Here is a 20058-nt window from a genome sequence, read left to right on the forward strand (position 1 = left end):
TTGCCTATTGCAGTTCCAAGATCGGTCCTCGGCGCTGGCGCGTTGGTGCTTCTGGCGGTTGCCGGAGCCACCCCGGCCTACGCGCAGGATCCCTTAGACGGTATCGACCGAACGATGACGACCGCCGCCATCACGCCTGAGGCAAGAGGGCGGGAAGCGCGCACGGTGGAAATCGGTGTCTACGACCCGCATGACGCGGTCGCAGACAGCGACGCGCTGACGCTCGAGCATGTCTTCGTCTACTGGCAGAAACCGGATCGGGCGCAGCTGAAGCGGAAATTCGCGAACGCGGCACGACAGGGGCGGGCGCTGATGCTGTCGGTCGAACCCTATACCCACGCCGCCGACTGGCGCGCCGGTGGCAACCGGCTGTTTGCCGATATCGGCAAGGGCCGCTTCGATCGCGAGATCACCGACATTTGCACGCGCGCCGCCGATTTCGGCGGACAGGTCTACATTCGCTGGGGCCATGAGATGGAAGAGCCCGGCGAGCGTTATCCCTGGGCGCGCCGCGACAGCGAAGGCTACAAGGCGGCGTTCCGCTATTTCGTGCGCAAATGCCGGGAACTGGCGCCGGCTGCACGCTATGTCTGGTCGCCGAAGGGCCACCGCAATCTCGCGTCCTATTATCCGGGTGACGATGTCGTCGACGTCGTCGGCATCCCGATCTGGGGCCTGCAGAAGATGGACGTCGACTATTGGGGCCGCGAGCGCCGCTTCGGCGAAGCGCTGAAAGAAAAATACCAGCGCGTATCGGGCTTCGGCAAACCGGTCATGATCGCCGAACTCGGAGTATCCGGCTCGGCCGATTACAAGCGTAACTGGTATGCCGAAATCCTCGACCAGCAGACCTATCGCCGGGTCTTTCCGCTGCTGACGACCGTTGTCTTCTTCAACGACAAGGAGCCGTACAAATGGCCGCTCGGCTATGGCGCGCCGGACTGGCGGCTCGACAAGGCGGCGCTCAAGGCGCTTGCCGACCGCGGGCAGAAAGAAGCGGCCGAACTCGCGGACTGATCGCCGCGCGCGACTTCAAATCTTGCTGATCGCAGCAGAGGCGCCTTCGGTCGGGGCGACGCGCCGATCGTCCTTCGGCGCATCGTGAAAGTTTCAAACTCAAAGCCCTTGATGTGCCGGACCACGCTTGGGGTTCCGGTTCATCATGGTCGCCGGATCAGGCCAGCAACAGGCCCGATTCCCGGGCGGCTGCAGCAAAGCAGCGGCTCGCCCGGTCCGTACTCGTCAATCCATCCAGCGCATCCAGGCAACGCCTCAGGGCTGCGCGATATTCCCGTCCACGACGGCCCGGCCATTGCCGGAGCAGTTCCACGGCCTCGAACACCGTTCTGACCACAGTCTGCCGTCTCGCCGATAGTTTCAGGGGGATGGGCGTGGGAAAGAGTTTCTCGCTCATTGTATTCCTCGTTCACAGTCTTTTCGAGCGAGAGGGCAACGCGAGAGCGACGGGATGGTTCCACGTTGCCGGTCGATTTTTGTCCGTGCCGACGGCAGGCGGCGTCTCTTCGGCTTTGCGAGCGGGATCTTTTCGCGGGCGCATCTTCGCCGATGGCGGACGAAGGGACGCGCGGCAGGAAGCGCCGTGGCGTTCGGACGGATGTTGAAAAGTTTCGAAAATCCAGGCCCGGCGCAGGTTGTAGCCGCCTACCTGGAACACTGAGGCGCAAGCGGGATCAGAGTTCCAGCGCGGCCTTCAGGTCGGTCGATTTCAGAACGCGCAGGTCGAGGTCGGCTTCGATATGGTCGATGTGGTGGACCATCAGCCGTGCGGCTGCGTCGATGTCGCCGCGCTCGATGGCGTTGACGATTTCGTCGTGTTCGCTGTGGCCGCAGCTCGAAACGGTCGATTGTCCGTAAAGTGCGATGACCAGGGAGGAGCGGGCGACCAGCTCATCCATGAAGCGGCGCAGGATCGCGTTGCCGGAGAGGTCGGCAAGCGCCAGGTGGAAATCGCCCGATGCCTTGATCTCCGCACGACGGGCCGATTGGCCGCGCTGTTCGGTCAGTTGCCGCTCGGCTGCCAGCATGCGCCTCAGTTCGGCAATCTCCGCCTTGCCGATCTGGGTGGCGGCGGCGCGCACGACACCGGGCTCGATCAGCCGGCGGGTCGCAAAGATCTGGCGCGCCTCGTCGATGGACGGGTGGGCGACGAAAGCACCGCGGTTCTTCTCGACGTTGACGAGTCCTTCATAGGACAAAGCCTGCAGAGCGGCGCGCACCAGGGTGCGGCTGACATTGAAGAGTTCGCCGACATCGCTTTCCGAAAGCTTGGTGCCAGGCGCAAGCCGCCGCTCGACGATCGCATCGCGCAACGTATCGCGGATATGCTGACTGCCGATGTCGGTGGTCGGGTCGGTGGCCAGTTCGGCCTGATGGGGCGTGGTGGTCAAGGACATGAATCGATCCGCGAAGCAACGCGCCATCCTATCGTCGAACGAGGCGAAGGGAAACGACAATCTGACGCGCAAAGGTTGCGTGGGATTGCGCGGGATCGTCAGGTCAGGCGAGGCTACTTGTCGAGTTCCGGATAGACCCGGTCGAGGAAGCCGGGCCGCAGTTTCTCGCCGACCAGGCAGTCGGGGGCCGGGAAGGCATCGACATAGCGTATCGTCGGCGGCGGTTGCAGACCGCTGACTTCGAGCACCAGTTTCTGGCGGATCGCGATGGAAAAGTCTTCGGGCTCGTGCACCGGCAGCACGAAGGAGCCGGGGCCGCCGATGACACATTCGGCATAATACTGGTCGAGCGGGCCGGTGGAAACCGACGGGCGGATGAGGATCGCGAGCCCGTTGATGGTGATGCCGCGCGCGATTGCGGTCTCGCGTGCCGGAAGCACCGGCGGGCCGATGTTGTTCGGCCCGTCGCCGGAGATGTCGATGACCCGCCGCACGCCGCTGTAAGCGTTGGAATCGATCAGTGCGGTGCCGTAGGTAATGGCGTTGGAGATCGAGGTGCCGCGCCGGGTGCCGACCGGGCGCTGCTCGATCAGCTTGGCGAAGGCATCCGCGTCGGCGGCGGTGTCGATCACCCGCCAGGCGACGACGGAGGATTCATTCACCGTTCCGGCCCATTCGAAATAGCCGATCGCGATGCGGCCGAGCTGGCCGCTTTCGACGGCATCGAGAAAGTCGCGGTGCCGCAGCGCCTCGACATAGCCGGCCCGCTGGATGCGGGCTTCGTCGAGATCCATCGAGCCGGACATGTCGACCGCCAGGATCAGTTCGACGTCGACATTCGTCGCCTCGGCGGTCGATGGGCTCGGGCCACCACTCAATGAAAGGAGTAACGCCAACACGCTCAACATCGCTTCAACCAGTCATTGCGCGCGGTCAGATTAGAAGACTGTAACACAAGATTGGATTTCGGCGACCGTTTGGGTGTAGTTGGCCTTCACTAAAGAGTGATTTTGCCGGGTCATGCATGAGCCCGGGTGCCGGTCGGGAAAGGCGGGATGCAGCAGCGTAGCGAAAATACCGAGCGATTTCAGATCGATCGATTGCAGCAGGCGGCGTTCGGCTATTTCCTCGAACATTCCGATCCGGTCACCGGGCTGATCGCCGACACCGCGTTGCCGGGCGCGCCGGCGAGCATCGCTGCGACCGGCTTCGGCCTTTCCTGCTACCCGGTCGGCGTCGAGCGCGGCTGGCGTTCGCGCAGCGATGCGGCGCGGCGGGTGGTGACGACCCTGCGCTTCCTTGCCCAAGGCCCGCAGTCCCGCCACCGGCAGGCGACCGGCTATCGCGGCTTCTACTACCACTTCCTCGACATGCGGACCGGCGAGCGCGCCTGGCAGAGCGAGCTTTCAACCGTCGATACGGCGCTGCTGATCGCCGGCGTCCTGACCGCTTCCGCCTATTTCCGCCGCGATGACGCGGTCGAAGGCGAGATCCGTGCGCTTGCTGACCGGCTCTATGCGCGGGTTGACTGGCGCTGGGCGCTCAATCGCGGCGATACGCTGACGATGGGCTGGCGGCCGCCGGGGCGGTTTTTGAAACATCGCTGGCGGGGCTATAGCGAAGCGCTGCTGCTCTATGTGCTGGCACTCGGCGCGCCCGAGCATGCGATCGAACCGGAGCATTATGCGGCCTATGCCGAGGCCCATGACTGGATCCCCGTCGAGGGCCGGCCGCACCTTCATGCGGCGCCGCTCTTCATCCATCTCTTCCCGCAGGCCTGGCTCGATCTGCGCGGGCTGGCCGACCGACCGATGCGGGAGCGGGGAACGGATTATTTCGAAAATACCCGGCGCGCCATCGCGTTGCAGCGGGACCATGCGCGTTCCAATCCCGGACACTTTGCCGGATATGGCGAACACCTGTGGGGTCTCAGCGCCTGCCATGCGCCGCGCGTCCGTGTGCGCCTTCGCGATGGCCGCCAGCAGCAGCTTTTCGGCTATGTCAACCGCGGCGCGCCCTACGGCCCTGATGACGGCACGCTCGTGCCCTGGGCGCCGCTTGCCTGCCTGCCGTTCGAGCCTGAGGCGGCGCAGGCCTCTCTCGTGCATATGGCGGAGAGTTATCCGGGACTTCTGAACGAGGGGCGGTTTCCCGGCGGCTTCAATCCGAGCCTTGGTGGCGGCGGGCCGGAGGGCTGGATCGATGCGCGGGTGGTCGGTCTTGACCAGGGCCTCGTTGTCATGATGATCGAGAACTGGCGAAGCGGCCTTGTCTGGGCGCTGATGCGCGGCATACCGGCGATCCGCCTCGGCCTTCAACGAGCCGGCTTCGACGGTGGCTGGCTGCGGCAGGGGGAGGGTGCGCGTGGCAATCCGCCCGCATCCAGCGCCAAGGGGTGAGGATGGGCGACGGAGACGGCATGCGCTTGAACGACCACCGGCCGACAGCGGAGATCGCGGCCCCCTTTGCGCAGCAGGCGCTGGCCGTCGCGGACCATCTGCGTGCCCAGTTTCCGGAGGCTGCCGTCTCGCTCGGGTCGGCGGCGAGCGAATTCAGCGCGCCGGACGACTTCTGGGCTGCGGGCAGCGCTGGCCTTGAGGCGGGGCTCGCCTATCAGGATTTCTTCGGGGTCGGCATGACCGACCGGATCCGTGCGGCGCATCTGATCGCCTTCTATAGCCGTCAGCTGAGCGTGGTCCTTGGCGCGTTCCATCTCGGTGCCGGGCTGCAGCTGGAGGTCGCCGGCGTTCGTTTCGAGGATTGGGCACGGCTTCACCGTGGTGCCGAAGTCGCGGGCAAACGCTATCGTTTTTGCCTCCAGCCGCCGGCGACGGAGCGCAAGGGTCGGGAGGAGGACGTCAGCGTTTTCGAACAGGGCTTCATCGCTCATCTGACGCCCGTCATTGCTGTCCTGAAGGCACGGACGGGCCTCTCGAGCGGGGCGCAGTGGCGGCTCGCGGCGGATGCCCTGGCTGGCGCGTTCCTCGAAATCGGCCGTGCGATCGGGGAAGAGGCGCGCGGCATGGCCGAGGCGCTGGCAATCGTCAAGCGGCCGGGCTCGCGGCTCTATTCTGATGAGCTTTGCTACGAGCAGATTGCGGCTGTCGATCCGGCAAGTGGTGAACACATTTCGCGCCAGTATCGGATCCGCTGCGGCTGCTGTCTCTATTTCAAGACGGAGGGCGGCAGCTTCTGCGACACCTGCGTCCTGCTGGAGCCGGAAGATCGCCGTGCGCGGCTGGTGACGCATCTCATGCAAAACGGCGGGGCCTGAACCCCGCCGTCGGTTTGCTGACAATCCGTGATCGGCGATCACTATGCTTTGACGAAGCGCTCGTTGATGAAGCCGGAGACGACGCCGAGCACGATCCAGAAGGCGAGCGTGGTGGCGAGTGCGGCAACCGCAAACTCTGCGCCGAGCACGGCCGGAACGTTGCTGGTGATGTCGAGCGGCTGCGGCGCACCATAGACATGGGGCGCTGCGATCAGCACGAGGCCCGTGACCTTGGAGACGATCTCCTCGCGCAGGACGACGAGATAAAGGCCGACGGCCGAAAGCGCCACCGTTGCGAGCCACCAGGTCTGGCGGTCGCCCAGTTCGGCGGCCGGAAAGCCAGGCAGTTCCGGCGGCAGGCCGATCGCCGGCAACATGTGCACGGCAAGCCAGCCGCAGGCGCCCCAGAGCGCGCCGTTCCGAAGCGTGATCGGGTAGCCGATCACCAGGCTGACGCCGGCGAGCAGCAGGCCGAAGCCGGAACCGGTGACGAGGTTCGCGATCAGCGTGCCGGAGAAGCGGCTCATGCCGAACATGATGCCGCCGTCCTCGTGCTCGCCCTCATGGGCATAGGCGGGCGTGATCGGCGACAGCGCGTCGAGCAAGGCGCCGAGCGGCGACACGGCCTTGAGCGACGAATGCTGGTCGTGGTTTTCCGCGGCAGGCTGTGCCGCACCCGGCTGGGCGGCGGGCTGTTCGGTGGGGGCCGGAGCCTCGCCTTCGAATTCTTCCGCATGCAGGATCAGCGGCGTGACGCGCAATTCCTGGGCGCCGGTCATGAAGACACCGGCAATCAATCCAGCCACGATCGCGGCCAGAAGCGTTCTGACAATCATCTTGAAATCCCTCGATAACGACAAAAGCCACGCGCTGCGGCGCGGTCCTTGAGCCTTCCCATTTTGCCTGTGCTGCGGATGGCTTTCGCACGCCGGAAAAACCGGAATGCAGACAAACCGACATCCGGCTCGGGCCGGATGCGTTCAGGTCCGCAGATTGTTCGATGCGGAACGTTGTTCACGTTCCGATGCATCGGTCAGTGGCAGGGGAAGCCGTAGGAGTGGCGGGTGTCGTGCGCCGTGTCGTGCAGCACGGCCGAGTTGGCAAGGCCGGCGCCGAAGACGAGGAATGCGCCGATGAAGAGCGCGATGACGCCAGCGGTCAGACGATCGCTGAGGGAGAGCGGGGTGCTCGAAATGGTAGACGTAGCCATGACAACCTCCGTGATGGCATCGGGAAATTCCCGGTTGGGCCCTATGCCCGCATCGAGTGGCAGGTTTCCTGGCTCACGGCGTTGGGCTCGATGCCCTCGATCTGCCTCGCCTTCCCAGCTCGGCCGCCCTCTCGCGGTCTTGCCAGTGGCTTCTTCCGGATCGCTCCGGAACGGTGGATCGACGTCGCTCTACAGTCGCGGGGTCGGCCGTGATTTGAATGCCCAGATTGGGTCCATCCGTCACATTCCCGTTTACTCCCGAAACACGTTCGCGTCCCGGGAACCAATCGATCCCAGATGATTAGGATTGTGTCATGGAGTTGTCAATTGAGTGCGCGCCGCCGCGCGGTCCATCCGCGACAAAATCCTTGATGGTCATGCGCTTGTAGGCCTCGACGATCTGGTCGCCCTCGGCGCGCTCGACCGAGACTGCAAGCCGCATTGTGCAGTCGCCGAGATGCATGATCAGGAAGGCGGCGCTGTCGATTTCCTCGCGCGGCGTCTCCGGCACAAGCCGGGCCCAGACATCGGCAAGCAGCTTTCCGCCGGCGCGGCTTTGCGCAAGGTCGATTTCGCGCAGCGCCTTGTCGGCCTGCATCGCCGACCAGATGTCGCGCATGACCGGCTCGGCGAGGAACATCTCGTAATAGATATCGAACAAAAGCGAGAAGGCGTCGCGCAGCTCGGCGATCGAGGTCACCTTGGCCAGTTCGGCCGCGATGCACTCGTTGCAGACCGCATTGTAGCGCTCGGCGAGCGTGCGCACGATTGCCGCCTTGTCGGGGAAGTACTGGTACAGCGAGCCAATCGAAATTCCAGCCTTTTCAGCGACTTCGCTCATGCGCATGGCGTCGCTGCCCTTTTCCTGGATGAGCGCCGTCGCGCAGGCGAGGATCTGCTCGACGCGCTCGCGACTGCGCTTCTGGCTCGGTGTCCGGCGCAGCGCAGGCTCGTCGTCGGCGGGAAGCGTGGCGGGGCTTGCATCTGGAATCATGAGTAATGCTCACATTTTGACTTGACTCCTAAAATACGAGGATTTATCACATTTGCAAATGTGAGAGATGCTCATATTTGTTGGTGGAACCTCAGGAGGAAACGATGTCTCAGAAGATCACACTGGTTTTGGGCGGTACCGGCAAGACGGGGCGGCGGGTGGCCGAGCGCGTTCGGGAGCGGGGCATAGCGGTCCGCATCGGTGCCCGTTCGGCGTCGCCTTCCTTCGATTGGACGGATGAGGTGACCTGGGCGCCGGTCCTTGAAAACGTCGATCGCATCTATGTCTGCTTCCAGCCGGATCTGGCGGTACCGGGCTCCGTCGAGGTGATCGCCAAGTTCTCGAGCCTTGCCGTCAGCGCCGGCGTCAAGCGGCTGGTGCTGCTGTCGGGGCGCGGCGAGGACGAGGCGGAAGCGGCCGAGCGCGCGCTGCAGGCCTCCGGCGCCGACTGGACGGTCATCCGGGGCAGCTGGTTCTTCGAAAACTTCGACGAAGGGTTCCTCGCCGAGGGTGTCTTGAGCGGTTCCGTCTTCCTGCCCGTGGACACGGTGACCGAGCCTTTCATCAGCTGCGACGACATTGCCGACGTCGCTGTCGAAGCGCTTCTCGACGACCGCCATGTCGGGAAGGTCTATTCGCTGACCGGCCCGCGGCTGATGACCTTTGCCGACGCCGTGGCCGAAATCGCCGCGGCTGCCAACCGCCCGATCTCCTATCAGGCGATACCGGTTGCCGACTTCGCGGCACACTTGCAGGCCGACGGCGTGCCTGATGACTATGTCGAACTCATCCGCTATCTCTTCAGCTCGGTGCTCGACGGGCGCAATTCAAACCTGACGTCCGATGTCGAGCATGTGCTTGGGCGGCGTCCGCGTGACTTTGCAGCCTACGCTCGGGAAACCGCAGCAACTGGTGTTTGGAGTCTTGCCGCATGATCCCCCTGATCCCCGCTCTGGCGTTTGCCGCCGCGATCGGCTCCGGCCTGATGGCCGGGCTGTTCTTCATCTTCTCGGTCTGCATCATGCAGGCCCTGTCGCGGCTGCCGCCGGAGCAGGGGATCGCTGCGATGAATGCGATCAATGTCGTGATCCAGAACCCGATCTTCCTCAGCGCCTTCATGGGCACGGCCCTGCTCGCCCTGGCGCTCATCGTCGTCGCCTTCCTCTCGGGCGGCGAGGGGAGGTGGTGGCTTGCCGCCGGCGGTGTCGCCTATGTCGTCGGCGTGCTGCTGGTGACCATCGTCTTCAACGTGCCGATGAACGACGCGCTCGCCGCGGCAGCCCCCGGTCAGGCGGCGACCGATCTCTGGCATGAGCGCTATCTGACCGATTGGGTCTGGTGGAACCACGTGCGCACCTTCGCGTCGATCGGCGCGCTGGCGTTCTTCATTCTCGGTTTCGCCCGTGCCTGACGAAAAGCGCCGGCAAGTGGATCCTTGCCGGCGCCTGCACGCGTCTTGACCTCTGAGCCCATCCCGCCGTCAGGGCTTGGGAATACGCGCGTCGTATTGCGCTTCAAGGTCGGCAAACTTGCTCCAGAAGGCGGCCGGCTTTTCGCCTTCCAGCAACGCGCGCAAGATGTCGAGATGCACGTGCCAGCCGGCGGAGAAGCTGGTCATGATGGCGCGGTCGGCGATGCGCTTGTGGGTGACGACGAGCAGCACCTTGTCGCCGCGGGGGCTGAGCTCGAAGCGGACCTCCGAGGGCGTGCCGGTTTCTTCGTTCCAGGTATAGGCCAGCAGCCGCGGCGGCTCCCAGGCGAGCACGTGACCGTAATTGCGCACCTCGCCGGCGTGCTCGGCATATTTCTGCGGTGGCCGATCGTCTTCCGCTGTCAGTTCCGAGTGGCGGAAGACGTGCTCGACCTCGGCTCCTTCCTTCGACCCGATCGTTCCGGACGCCATCCAGAGCCGGCGCTTGCTCTCCTCCGTCAGATAGGACCAGACCCGCTCGATCGGGCCGGGAAGCAGGCGCTCGATGCGCACCGCGTCCGGTGCGACGACACGGCCGTAGTCGGCGCCGGCAAAGGCTGTGGCAGACGAAGTCATGGCTTATCCTCCGGATCAGTTTGAATGGTGGCGTCTTCGGCGAGAAGCAGCGCCTCGAGTACGTCGATGCGGGTGCGCCAGAAGGTTTCGTAGTGGCGCATCCACTCCATGCCTGCATGCATCGGCGCGGCATCGAGCCGGCACACATGCGTGCGACCTTTCACTTCGCGGCGCACCAGACCTGCTCCTTCCAGCACCTTGATGTGTTTCGATGCCGCGGCCAGCGAGATCGAGAACGGCGCCGCAAGCTCGCCCACCAGTCTTTCGCCCTGCGAAAGGTCCTGGAGCATGGCGCGCCGCGTCGGGTCCGAAAGCGCGTGAAACACGGCATCGAGATGTGCGTTCGGATATTCAACCATATTGTTGAATGTCGTCTGGATTGGCCTAATTGTCAACCGTTCGGTTGAATTTAAAAATATCGCGAAAAAAGACCGGGCCGCGGCGGGTCGTCGTGGACGCGCTGTCCCTTCCAGGCGGCGAGCGCATCGGCAAGGTCGTCGGTCGGCACCATCTGGGCAAACTGCTCGCTCTCGACCTGCAATCCCTCGGCGATCGACATGTTGAGGCCGCGGGTGACGGCAGTGATGATCGCGCGGACGGCGAGAGGCGAGTGCGCCATGATGCGCTTTGCCAGGTCACGGGCGGACGCGATCAGTTCGTCATGCGGGACGACGCGGTTGACGAGCCCCAACTCCAGCGCGCGATCGGCCGGGAAATCCTCGCCGGTCAAAAGCAGTTCCAGCGCGCGTTTGCGGCCGGCGAGCCGCGGCAGCCGCTGGGTGCCGCCGAAGGTCGGCGGCATGCCGAGCTTGATCTCCGGCTTGGCAAAGCGCGCCTGGTCGCTGGCAATCGCCAGAGGCACGGCCTCGGTGATCTCGCAGCCGCCGCCATAGGCAAGCCCGTTGACGGCAGCGATGACCGGCTTCGGAAAGGCTTCGAGCCGGGCCGTCAGGCCCTGGCCGCGACGGACGAAATCGCGCACGGCCGGGTTCACGCCCTTGGCCACGCTTTCCGAGAACTCATGAATATCGCCACCGGCGGAAAAGGCGCGCTCGCCGGCGCCGGTGATGATCACCGCGCTGACGGCATGGTTCACCTCGATCTGGTCAAGAAGGCTCATGAGCCGGTCGATCAGCTCGTAGTTCAGCGCGTTGAGTTTCTCTGGGCGGTTGAGAGTGAGGAGGGCGATGCCCTCGGAAATCTGCAGCAGCACGGTGTTCGACATGGTTGCTCTCCGGCAGGTGTTGACGGGGAGAGGCTAGGTGAGGGAAGATGCCATGTATATTCACTAGTCGGTATACTCGAGAGATGGCGAAAGCAGAGAAATCGGCCCGGGACTTGATCGTCGCAGCGGCGGAAAAGCTGTTTTATGCCGAGGGCATCCGCGCAGTCAGCGTCGATGCGGTGGCGGAAGCCGCGGGCGTGACCAAACGCACGCTCTACTATCATTTCGACAGCAAGGACGCGCTGATCGCCGCCTATCTCGAAGGCCGCGACCAGCCCAATCTGAAACTCTTCCGCAAGTGGTTCGACGCGGGCGACGGGGACATTGCCGACAAGGTCGAGGCGATCTTCGTCAATCTGGCGCGGGCGGCGCGCCATCCGAAGTGGAAGGGTTGCGGCTTCCTGCGCACCTCGGCCGAGCTAGCCAACATGCCGGGACATCCGGCGATCCGCATCGGTGCGGCCCACAAGAAGAAGTTCGAGGCGTGGATGGCCGAGACCTTTACCGAAGCCGGCACTGCCGAGCCGGCCATGCTGGCGAAGCAGATCCTGCTGTTGCTCGACGGCAGTTTCGCCGTGGTGCTGCTGCATCGTGACGCGAGCTACATGGAGATGGCGGGCAAGGCTGCAGCGACGCTGGTGCGGGTCGCGCTTGCCGGCGCGGACGGGAAGGGATCCTGACGCGCTGCAACTTCCGCTTCAAACGGCTGCCATCGGCGGGCAGTATAGGATGCAGTGCCAGGAGCCAAACAACCATTGAGCGCCGATGTGGCCGCGTTGCGGCTCACCGGAGGAGGAAATCCATGACCGTCAAGCGTATCGTCTCAAACCTCTACGCCCCGGACCCGCAGGTGGCGCGCGCCTTCTACGGCGACCTTTTGGAACTGGACCTGGTGATGGACCATGGCTGGATCCTGACCTTTGCCGCCGAGGGCAAGGCCGCGATGCCGCAGGTGAGCATTGCCAGCGAGGGCGGCAACGATACGCCGGTGCCGGTGCTTTCGATCGAGGTCGACGACGTCGACCGGGCCTATCAGCGCGCCAAGGCCGCCGGCGTCGAGATCGTCTACGACATCACCAACGAGCCCTGGGGCGTGCGCCGTTTCTACATGCGCGACCCATTCGGCAATATCGTCAACATCCTGGCGCACTAAAGCAATTCCAGGAAAAGTGCGCAGCGGTTTTCCGTCCGGAATTGCGTCAGCCAAGCGAGCCAATTCCAGGAAAAGTGCGCAGCGGTTTTCCGTCCGGAATTGCGCCAGCCAAGCGAGCCAATTCCAGGAAAAGTGCGCAGCGGTTTTCCGTCCGGAATTGCGTCAGCCAAGCGAGCCAATTCCAGGAAAAGTGCGCAGCGGTTTTCCGTCCGGAATTGCGCCAGCCAAGCGAGCCAATTCCAGGAAAGTGCGCAGCGGTTTTCCGTCCGGAATTGCGCCATCTGAAATCAGCGAAGAGGCCGCCGGCAAGACAGGCGGCCTCTTGCATCAGGCAAGCGACAACGCGTTTGAGAGATCCGCGACGAGGTCGTCGGGATGCTCGATGCCGATCGACAGGCGGATGGTTGATTCCAGCACGCCGATGCGGTGGCGCACCTCGATCGGCACGCCGGAATGGGTCATGGCCGCCGGGTGGCTGGCGAGCGATTCCGTGCCGCCGAGGCTGACGGCGAGCTTGAAGATCTGCAGCGCGTTGAGGAAGCGGAAGGCCGCCTCCTGGCCGCCCGCGATGTCGAAGGAGAAGGTCGAGCCGGCGCCGGTGCACTGCGCCTTGAAGGTGCGGCCGACCGGTGTGTCCTCGCCGTGGAAGGGCAGGTAGTGGATGCGCTCGACCTTCGGGTGGTCGCGCAGGAATTCGGCGACGATGCGGGCGTTGTCGTCCGCCTTCTGCATGCGCACAGACAGCGTTTCCAGCGAACGGCCGAGCATCCAGCAGGAGTGCGGATCGAGTTGGGTGCCGATCGCGCCGCGCAGCGCTTTGACCTGCTTCATCACCGCCTTGGAACCGAGCGCCGCGCCGGCGATGAGGTCGGAATGGCCGCCGACATATTTGGTCAGCGAATAGAGCGAGATGTCCGCGCCGTGCTCGATCGGCCGCTGGAAGACCGGACCGAGCAGCGTGTTGTCGCAGGCGACCATAGGGGTGTGGCCCTGCTTCCGGCCGATCGCATCGGCAACGCGGCGGATCATGGCGACGTCGACGAGGCTATTGGTCGGGTTCGCCGGCGTCTCGACCAGGATCACCGAGACCCGGCCCTTGGCCATCGCCTCTTCGGCGGCGGCTGATACGGCCGCTTCGTTGACGCCATCGGCAAAGCCGACGGCCGCAACGCCGAGATTGAGAAAGGTGCGGGCAAGCAGCGTTTCGGTGCCGCCATAGAGCGGCTGGCTGTGCAGCACCGCGTCACCGGGCTTGACGAAGGCGAGCAGCGTTGTCGCGATCGCCGACATGCCGGAGGAAAACAGCGCGCAGCTTTCGGTGCGCTCGTAGACGGCGAGACGGTCCTCGACGATCTCGCTGTTCGGGTGGTTGAAGCGCGAATAGACGAGGCCGGCGCCGACGCCTGCCGGCGGTTCCTTGCGACCGGAGACGAAGTCGAAGAAGTCGCGGCCTTCTTCGGCGGAGCGGAAGACGAAGGTGGAGGTCAGAAAGACCGGCGGCTTGACCGCGCCCTCCGACAGTTCCGGATCGTAGCCATAGTTCAGCATCAGCGTTTCGGGATGCAGCTTGTGGTTTCCGATGTGGGTTTTGGAGGGATGCGGTGCGGTCATGGCTTGTCTCCTCAAGCGAAGCGGACTCGACTGACAGGCAAATTATATCAGATGCTTGGGCCGATCCTTGCTATTTCCGGCTCGATGTCTTTGAGTTGCGCAAAGATTTGGCTGAGTTGGAAAGATATGGCGCAGAAAATTGCCGACGAGACGGATCGCAGGATTTTGAAGGAGCTGGTGGCCGATGCCCGGCTGACCAACAACGAGCTCGCCGAGCGGGTGGGGCTGTCCGCCTCGCCCTGTCTGCGCCGGCTGCGGCGGCTGGAAGAGACCGGTGTCATCCGCGGCTATACGGCGCTGGTCGACCCCGCGGTCGACGGCTGGACGATGACGGCGATTGCGACCGTCACGCTCAGCCGCCAGCACGAGGACGAGATCGTCATGTTCGAAGAGGCGGTGCGCGGCTGGGACGAGGTGCTCGAATGCCATCTGGTGACCGGCTCGCGCGACTACGTGCTGAAGGTCATGAGTGCCGGCCTCGATCAGTACGAGCGCTTCATCAAGGAGAAGATCGCAAGGCTCAAATGCGTCGCCTCGATCGAGACGAGCTTCGTGATGAACACCATCAAGGAGCGGCGGGTCTAGCGCCGAACCCTCCATAAATCTCTGAAGCGGTTCGGTAATCGTCGATCCGGCTTTGAAACCATCAGGGGTGCCCTAGATTCGAGTTATGAGGGCGTCCCAAACGCTCGGCGGGCGCCTCGATCTCTCGGAGAGAGACGATGGATTTCGCAACAGCGGTCGATGCCGCCGCTTCGTGGCTGCAGACGGTCTTTTTGAACGAGTGGACCTACTATCAGCTCGCCATCATCGGCGCCGGCTACCTGGTCTGTGGCGCACTGGCGAAGCGGATAGAGCCGCGGGTCGAAGCCCGGGCCCGCACGATCAAGGGCAATCCGGATCTGCTGCGCGTCATCATCGCTTTCATGCGGCGGCTGCGGTGGCTGTTTCTGATCGTCTGGCTCTGGATCGCCGACGGGATGATCCTGCGCTTCGGATGGCCGTCCTATCGCTGGCTGGTGGCGACCGCGCTGACGCTGACGGCGGCGTGGTTCGTCATCTCGGTGCTCACACGCATCATCCGCAACCAGATGCTGGCGCGCGTCACCGCCGTCGTCGGCTGGATCTATTTTGCGCTCTATGCGGTCGGGCTCGACCGGGTGATCCTGACGACGCTCGACGGCGTTGCGATCAGCCTTGGCGCGGTTCGCCTGTCGCTGCTGCTTGTCCTCAAAGCCATCGTGCTTTCGTCCGCGCTGATCTGGCTTGCGGTTTTGATCGGCAATGTCTCGTCGCACTGGATCCAGCGGTCAGCAGACCTGACGCCCTCCTTCAAGGTGCTGATCAGCAAGCTGGTCAAGATCGCGCTGATCGGCTTTGCCGGCGCAATCGCGCTATCGGCCACCGGCATCGACCTGACGGCGCTGACGGTTTTTTCCGGGGCGGTCGGCGTTGGTATCGGTTTTGGTCTGCAGAAGGTGGTTTCCAACTTCATCTCCGGCATCATCATCCTACTCGACAAGTCGATCAAGCCGGGCGACACGATCACGCTCGGCGATACCTTCGGGTCCGTGCGCGACCTGCGCTCCCGTTTCGTCTCCGTCATCACCCGGGACGGCAAGGAGTACCTCATTCCGAACGAGGACTTCATTTCGCAGCAGGTGGTGAACTGGTCGTTCTCCAGCGATTTCGTGCGCATCGAGATCGATTTCGGCACCTCCTATGACAGCGACCCGCACGAGGTGGCGCGCATCGCCATCGAGACCGCCGCATCGCTGCCGCGGGTCGCGAGCAGCTACGCCCAGCCGGTCTGCTGGATGACCGGCTTCGGCGCATCATCGCTCGACTTCAAGCTGAGGTTCTGGATCTCCGATCCGAGCAACGGGCTCACCAACATTCGCGGCCAGGTGCTGATGGCGCTCTGGGATGCGTTCAAGGCCGCGGGCGTTTCGATCCCGTTCCCGCACCGCGAAATCATCATGAAGACGCCGGTCGAGGTGACCCGCGTGTGAGGGCGAGCATCGCTCAAACGTCAGGAACCACGCGTCTTGCGGTTGCGGCAATTGACTGGGCGCGAGGGGAAGGCGACATTGCAGCCAACGCCTGCTGCATGTTTCGTCAAATCGTCGCCGATTGGGGGATAAATGTGCAGCAATTCAACGTGATAAATCGACCTTCGGCCGGCTGATAAGCCGCAGGCTCGAGGGTTGGCCCGGGCGGCCTCCGACCGTTCCGGCGACAGGACTGCATGAGGTGGGACCGGTCATGGAAAATCTTCAACGGACGCGACTGTCGAGACTGCCGGTGCCGCGTTTCGTTTCCGCGCTTCTGGCTTCGTTTTCGACCACGGGCATGATCGTCGGCGTGTTCTTCTTTGCCATGTCGCTGACGCCGAGCCTGATCCCGCGGCCCTATGTGGTGCAGGCGGTAATCTCCGGCCTGTCGCTTTCCGCCGGCTATGCGATCGGCGTGCTCATGCGCTGGCTATGGTCCTTGCTCGACCTGCCGGAGATCCGCGGCCGCACCGGTTTCGCCGTGAAGATGGTGGCGGCGTTCGGCTGCATCGCGGTTGCGCTCACCTTCCTTTGGCGCACCGCCTATTGGCAGAACACCGTGCGCGAGATCATGGGCATGCACCCGGTCGAAAGCGCCGACCCGTTCAAGCTCGGCCTGATCGCGGCGCTCGTCTTCGTCGTCATCGTGGTTCTGGCGCGGCTGTTCCGGCTGACCTTTCGCTTCCTTGCCCGGCGCTTCGAACATGTGCTGACACGGCCCTTGGCGAAGGTCGCGGCCGTGGCGGCCGCCGTCGGGCTCTTCTGGTCCGCGGTCGATGGCGTCATCTTCCGCTATGCGCTGCATGCGGCCGACAGTTCTTTCCAGCGTCTCGACGCGCTGATCGACCCGGATGTGGCACCTCCGACCGACCCGATGAAGACCGGCAGCAGTGCGTCACTGATGACGTGGGACGAGCTCGGCCGCCAGGGGCGCCAGTTCATCGCCTCGGGGCCCGTAGCAAAGGACATCGGCGCCTTCTTCAGCGGAGAGGCGAAGGAGCCCTTGCGCGTCTATGCCGGCCTCAACTCGGCCGAGACCGCCAAGGAGCGGGCGAAGCTGGCGCTCGAAGAGCTGAAGCGTGTCGGCGGTTTCGAGCGCTCGAACCTCCTGATTGTGGTGCCGACCGGCACCGGCTGGATCGATCCGCCGGGCCTCGATTCGCTCGAATATCTGCTGAAGGGCGACGTTGCGAGCGTCGCGGTGCAGTACTCCTACCTCACGAGCTGGCTGTCGCTGCTGGTCGAGCCGGAATATGGCGCCGAGACCGCCGATGCGCTGTTCGATGCCGTCTACGGCTACTGGACGACGCTGCCGAAGGACAAAAGGCCGAAGCTCTATCTCTATGGTCTGAGCCTCGGCTCGATGAATTCGCAAGGCTCGGTCGATCCCTTCGATATCATCAGCGATCCGTTCCAGGGCGCGCTTTGGGTCGGCTCGCCGTTCCCGACGAAGACCTGGCTGCAGATCACGCGAAACCGCAATCCGGGCTCGCCGGAATGGCGGCCGGCTTATCGCGACGGCTCGGTGATCCGTTTCACCAACCAGGAAAATGCGCTGAACATCCCGGGCGCGACCTGGGGCAATGTCCGCATCGTTTACCTGCAATATGCCAGTGACCCGATCACCTTCTTCGATCCCCATTCCTTCTACCGCGAACCGGACTGGATGAAGGCGCCGCGCGGAGCGGACGTCTCGCCGGCGCTTCGCTGGTTCCCGGTTGTCACCATGTTCCAGCTGCTTGCCGACATGGCGCTCGCGACCACCTCGCCGATCGGCTACGGCCATGTCTACGCGCCGGAACACTATATCGACGCGTGGATGCAGGTGATGGCACCGCCCGGGGTGACCGAAGCAGATGCCGAGCGGCTGAAGACGATGCTCAAGGGGCGCTACTAGAGCAATTCCAGGAAAAGTGTGAAACGGTTTTCCAGACGGAATTGCGTATTTTCAGAGAGTTAGATCATTTCATCGTTTCAAGGAAACGATGAAATGATCTAGGCCTGCTTGTCGCCGGACCGCTCGCCGCGCAAGTGCGCGGCGATCTGGTTGGCGAAGGCCTGAATCAGCGGCTCCTCGGCCTTTTCCGTAGGGCAGAGCAGATAGTAGCCGGCCGACGCCGGTATCGCCGTCGGGAAAGGCTGGATCAGGCGCCCCTCATAGAGATAGGAGCGCGTCAGCACGTCGGAGACGAGGGCAATGCCCTGGCCCTGTAGCGCCGAGGCGACGGCGATCGCGACCGATTGCACGCGCACGCTGCGGCTGCCTTCAAGCGAGATGCGCGAGGCGGCCGACCAGCGCGTCCATTCCCGGCCGTCATCCTCATGCAGCAGCGTGACGTCGCGCAGCTTCCGCTCGCGCAACGGTCCTTCGAGCCTGGGGAAGAGCAGCGGCGAACAGACCGTTCGCAGTTTGACGTCGCTGACCGCCTGCCACCACAGGCCGTCGAAGGGCGGGTTGTCATAGACGACGGCGAGGTCGACATCGTCCCAGACCACGTCGCTGGCGCGGATGCAATTGCGCATCGAAAGATCGGTGACGCCGCGCGCACCCGCGAACTGTACGAGGAGGCCGGCCATCCAGGCAATCGCCAGCGCCGGCGGCAGGCCGACCGTCAGCTTGCGCTGGTGGCTTTCGAGCCTTCGGTCGGTGCCGTCCTCGACGGCTGCGGCAAGATTGCCGATCGCGTGGGAGACCGTCTGCGCGAACTCGCGGCCGGCGGCCGTGAGCTTGATGTTGCGCCCGGATTTCTCAAGCAGCGTCAGCCCGGTCGTTTCCGAGAGCCGGCGCAATTGCAGCGACACGGCGCCGGGGCTGAGGCCCAGTTCGTCCGCCGCCTGGCGCACGGAACCGATGCGCGCGACCGCCTCGAACGCCCGGATATAGGGCAGGAAATGCAACGCCTTCACTTGGGCCCTCCTGCTTTGATCGCGCCTTTATGGCGTTAAATCGTTTAGCCAAACTGCACAATATCAAGCATAAAAAATCGCTATTCCCAATCGATTTTTGCTCCTATGACTCTGTGCGGAGAGAGGGAGAACCATGATGATCGAGGCACAACCGTTTGATTTTCCTTATGATGGAAAGCTGGTTCCGGCGCAGACGGCGCTGATGGTGATCGATCTGCAGATCGACTTCTGCTCGCCCAACGGCTACTTCGCCTCGATGGGCTACGATCCGGCGCCGCTCGCGGCCATCGTGCCTGCGGTCAACCGGGTGATTGCGGCGGCACGTCAAGCCGGCTGCCTGATCATCCACACGCGCCAGGGCTACCGCGCCGATCTCGCCGACATGACCCCTTACGAGAAATGGCGCCGCAAGCGTTCGGGCCTTGAAAACACGCAGGTGCTATTGCGCTCGAGCCCCGGGTTCCAGCTCTTGCCCGAACTCGATGTCGCCGAGACCGACGTCATCGTCGACAAGACCTGCAACAGCTCCTTCACCTACACGGATCTCGAGCACGTGCTGAGATCTCAGGGCATCACCCACATGCTCTTTACCGGCTGCACCACGGATGTCTGCGTGCATACGACGCTGCGCGAAGCCTGCGACCGCAATTTCCAGTGCCTGACGATTTCGGACTGCTGCGCCAGCGGCGAGCAGTGGGCACATGAGGCGGCCATCAACATGATCTCGATCGAGAACGGCATTTTCGGCACGGTCTCGACCAGCGATGCGGTCATTGCGGGTCTTGCGAGAGCCGCGCGCTAAGCGCGCCACCAACTTCACATCGTCAAAACGTTTTTGCCAACCGTTTCAACGGAATGATGCCCCATGCAAAGATATATCTCGCTGATGCGACTGACCTCCAAGGGACTGGCCGAGCTCTCCGACAGCGGTGCCCGGCGCAAGGTGAGCGAGGATCGGGTCGCCGCACTCGGCGGCCGCTCGGTTGCCTTCTATGCCACGCTCGGAGCCTACGACTTCGTCCAGGTTTTCGAGATGCCGGACAATGCGTCGATGATGCAATACGTGCTGACGGCGCGGCGCGACGGCTTTGTGGATCCGCTTATCCTTCCGGCCTTCGACAGCCAGACCTATGGCGACATCGTCGGCCGCGTTTCACCAGCACAATGAG

The 20058-nt window shown here is 63.8% G+C and carries 23 protein-coding genes and 1 riboswitch; of the genes, 12 read left to right on the forward strand and 11 right to left on the reverse strand.

Features of this window, described 5'->3' with window-relative positions; all coding sequences use genetic code 11:
- Positions 1-1017 carry a glycoside hydrolase family 26 protein gene (locus tag JVX98_RS07990; RefSeq protein ID WP_205238241.1) on the forward strand — a complete coding sequence of 339 codons (1017 nt, stop codon included), beginning with the start codon at positions 1-3 and terminating at the stop codon, positions 1015-1017.
- Between the two features lie 157 nt (positions 1018-1174).
- Here the strand turns inward: JVX98_RS07990 and JVX98_RS07995 are convergent, their stop codons facing one another.
- From JVX98_RS07995 to JVX98_RS08005, 3 genes are all read right to left on the reverse strand, one after another.
- Positions 1175-1414: a DUF982 domain-containing protein gene (locus tag JVX98_RS07995; RefSeq protein WP_034791960.1), complete on the reverse strand. Its 240-nt coding sequence runs from the start codon at positions 1412-1414 to the stop codon at positions 1175-1177.
- A gap of 277 nt (positions 1415-1691) precedes the next feature.
- The gene (locus JVX98_RS08000) at positions 1692-2414 is read right to left on the reverse strand and encodes a GntR family transcriptional regulator (RefSeq protein ID WP_205238242.1); all 723 of its coding nucleotides are present in this window, start codon (positions 2412-2414) and stop codon (positions 1692-1694) included.
- A gap of 113 nt (positions 2415-2527) precedes the next feature.
- The gene (locus JVX98_RS08005) at positions 2528-3322 is read right to left on the reverse strand and encodes a DUF1194 domain-containing protein (RefSeq protein WP_192446857.1); all 795 of its coding nucleotides are present in this window, start codon (positions 3320-3322) and stop codon (positions 2528-2530) included.
- A 147-nt stretch (positions 3323-3469) separates the two neighbouring features.
- On the opposite strand from JVX98_RS08005, the gene JVX98_RS08010 reads away from it, so the two are divergent.
- Together JVX98_RS08010 and JVX98_RS08015 are read left to right on the forward strand one after the other, a co-directional pair.
- Positions 3470-4813: a glucoamylase family protein gene (locus tag JVX98_RS08010; protein ID WP_205238243.1), complete on the forward strand. Its 1344-nt coding sequence runs from the start codon at positions 3470-3472 to the stop codon at positions 4811-4813.
- A 20-nt stretch (positions 4814-4833) separates the two neighbouring features.
- A complete protein-coding gene (locus JVX98_RS08015) occupies positions 4834-5688 on the forward strand; it encodes a ferric iron reductase (RefSeq protein ID WP_205238244.1) in 855 nt (284 codons plus the stop codon).
- Between the two features lie 41 nt (positions 5689-5729).
- Here JVX98_RS08015 and JVX98_RS08020 read toward each other — a convergent pair whose 3' ends face one another.
- The 3 genes from JVX98_RS08020 to JVX98_RS08030 all read right to left on the reverse strand — a co-directional run bounded on the left by JVX98_RS08020 (position 5730) and on the right by JVX98_RS08030 (position 7892).
- Positions 5730-6524, reverse strand: a complete 795-nt coding sequence (locus tag JVX98_RS08020) for a CbtA family protein (RefSeq protein ID WP_205238245.1) — start codon at positions 6522-6524, stop codon at positions 5730-5732.
- A 197-nt stretch (positions 6525-6721) separates the two neighbouring features.
- On the reverse strand, positions 6722-6898 hold the full coding sequence (locus tag JVX98_RS08025; protein WP_034791966.1) for a CbtB-domain containing protein: 177 nt from the start codon (positions 6896-6898) through the stop codon (positions 6722-6724).
- 40 nt (positions 6899-6938) lie between these two features.
- Positions 6939-7201, reverse strand: a riboswitch (cobalamin riboswitch).
- Complete coding sequence (locus tag JVX98_RS08030) at positions 7200-7892, reverse strand: TetR/AcrR family transcriptional regulator (RefSeq protein ID WP_205238246.1); 693 nt, start codon at positions 7890-7892, stop codon at positions 7200-7202. It overlaps the preceding riboswitch by 2 nt.
- Before the next feature lie 104 nt (positions 7893-7996).
- Between JVX98_RS08030 and JVX98_RS08035 the strand changes: the two genes are divergently transcribed.
- Positions 7997-8827: an NAD(P)H-binding protein gene (locus JVX98_RS08035; protein WP_205238247.1), complete on the forward strand. Its 831-nt coding sequence runs from the start codon at positions 7997-7999 to the stop codon at positions 8825-8827.
- On the forward strand, positions 8824-9303 hold the full coding sequence (locus JVX98_RS08040) for a DUF1772 domain-containing protein (protein WP_205238248.1): 480 nt from the start codon (positions 8824-8826) through the stop codon (positions 9301-9303). The genes JVX98_RS08035 and JVX98_RS08040 overlap by 4 nt, the downstream gene beginning before the upstream one ends.
- A 69-nt stretch (positions 9304-9372) precedes the next feature.
- Here the strand turns inward: JVX98_RS08040 and JVX98_RS08045 are convergent, their stop codons facing one another.
- Genes JVX98_RS08045 through JVX98_RS08055 form a run of 3 tightly spaced genes read right to left on the reverse strand, consistent with a single transcriptional unit; the run spans position 9373 to position 11164 of the window.
- Complete coding sequence (locus JVX98_RS08045) at positions 9373-9939, reverse strand: SRPBCC family protein (RefSeq protein ID WP_192446850.1); 567 nt, start codon at positions 9937-9939, stop codon at positions 9373-9375.
- A complete protein-coding gene (locus tag JVX98_RS08050; RefSeq protein ID WP_205238249.1) occupies positions 9936-10298 on the reverse strand; it encodes a helix-turn-helix transcriptional regulator in 363 nt (120 codons plus the stop codon). Before JVX98_RS08050 ends, JVX98_RS08045 begins: the two co-directional genes overlap by 4 nt.
- A 50-nt stretch (positions 10299-10348) precedes the next feature.
- The gene (locus tag JVX98_RS08055; RefSeq protein WP_205238250.1) at positions 10349-11164 is read right to left on the reverse strand and encodes a crotonase/enoyl-CoA hydratase family protein; all 816 of its coding nucleotides are present in this window, start codon (positions 11162-11164) and stop codon (positions 10349-10351) included.
- A gap of 83 nt (positions 11165-11247) precedes the next feature.
- Between JVX98_RS08055 and JVX98_RS08060 the strand changes: the two genes are divergently transcribed.
- Both JVX98_RS08060 and JVX98_RS08065 read left to right on the forward strand, forming a co-directional pair.
- Positions 11248-11844: a TetR/AcrR family transcriptional regulator gene (locus tag JVX98_RS08060; RefSeq protein WP_192446847.1), complete on the forward strand. Its 597-nt coding sequence runs from the start codon at positions 11248-11250 to the stop codon at positions 11842-11844.
- Between the two features lie 122 nt (positions 11845-11966).
- Positions 11967-12317: a VOC family protein gene (locus JVX98_RS08065; RefSeq protein ID WP_205238251.1), complete on the forward strand. Its 351-nt coding sequence runs from the start codon at positions 11967-11969 to the stop codon at positions 12315-12317.
- Between the two features lie 327 nt (positions 12318-12644).
- Here JVX98_RS08065 and JVX98_RS08070 read toward each other — a convergent pair whose 3' ends face one another.
- A complete protein-coding gene (locus JVX98_RS08070) occupies positions 12645-13928 on the reverse strand; it encodes a cystathionine gamma-synthase family protein (RefSeq protein ID WP_205238252.1) in 1284 nt (427 codons plus the stop codon).
- A gap of 126 nt (positions 13929-14054) precedes the next feature.
- Here JVX98_RS08070 and JVX98_RS08075 point away from each other — a divergent pair, with 126 nt between their 5' ends.
- The 3 genes from JVX98_RS08075 (at position 14055) to JVX98_RS08085 (ending at position 17879) form a co-directional block, all read left to right on the forward strand.
- Positions 14055-14513 (forward strand): Lrp/AsnC family transcriptional regulator, encoded by a 459-nt coding sequence (locus JVX98_RS08075; RefSeq protein WP_034792047.1) that lies wholly within the window; start codon positions 14055-14057, stop codon positions 14511-14513.
- Between the two features lie 137 nt (positions 14514-14650).
- Positions 14651-15940, forward strand: coding sequence for a mechanosensitive ion channel family protein (locus JVX98_RS08080; RefSeq protein ID WP_205238253.1), 1290 nt, complete (start codon positions 14651-14653; stop codon positions 15938-15940).
- A 253-nt stretch (positions 15941-16193) separates the two neighbouring features.
- Positions 16194-17879 carry an alpha/beta-hydrolase family protein gene (locus tag JVX98_RS08085; protein ID WP_205238254.1) on the forward strand — a complete coding sequence of 562 codons (1686 nt, stop codon included), beginning with the start codon at positions 16194-16196 and terminating at the stop codon, positions 17877-17879.
- A 98-nt stretch (positions 17880-17977) separates the two neighbouring features.
- Here JVX98_RS08085 and JVX98_RS08090 read toward each other — a convergent pair whose 3' ends face one another.
- Positions 17978-18889, reverse strand: a complete 912-nt coding sequence (locus JVX98_RS08090; RefSeq protein WP_192446844.1) for a LysR substrate-binding domain-containing protein — start codon at positions 18887-18889, stop codon at positions 17978-17980.
- A 136-nt stretch (positions 18890-19025) separates the two neighbouring features.
- On the opposite strand from JVX98_RS08090, the gene JVX98_RS08095 reads away from it, so the two are divergent.
- Both JVX98_RS08095 and JVX98_RS08100 read left to right on the forward strand, forming a co-directional pair.
- The gene (locus JVX98_RS08095) at positions 19026-19691 is read left to right on the forward strand and encodes a cysteine hydrolase family protein (protein WP_205238255.1); all 666 of its coding nucleotides are present in this window, start codon (positions 19026-19028) and stop codon (positions 19689-19691) included.
- A 63-nt stretch (positions 19692-19754) separates the two neighbouring features.
- Complete coding sequence (locus tag JVX98_RS08100; protein WP_113540425.1) at positions 19755-20057, forward strand: GYD domain-containing protein; 303 nt, start codon at positions 19755-19757, stop codon at positions 20055-20057.
- The last annotated feature ends 1 nt before the right edge of the window (position 20058 follow it).

The sequence above is a fragment of the Ensifer sp. PDNC004 genome (assembly GCF_016919405.1).
Classification (GTDB): domain Bacteria; phylum Pseudomonadota; class Alphaproteobacteria; order Rhizobiales; family Rhizobiaceae; genus Ensifer.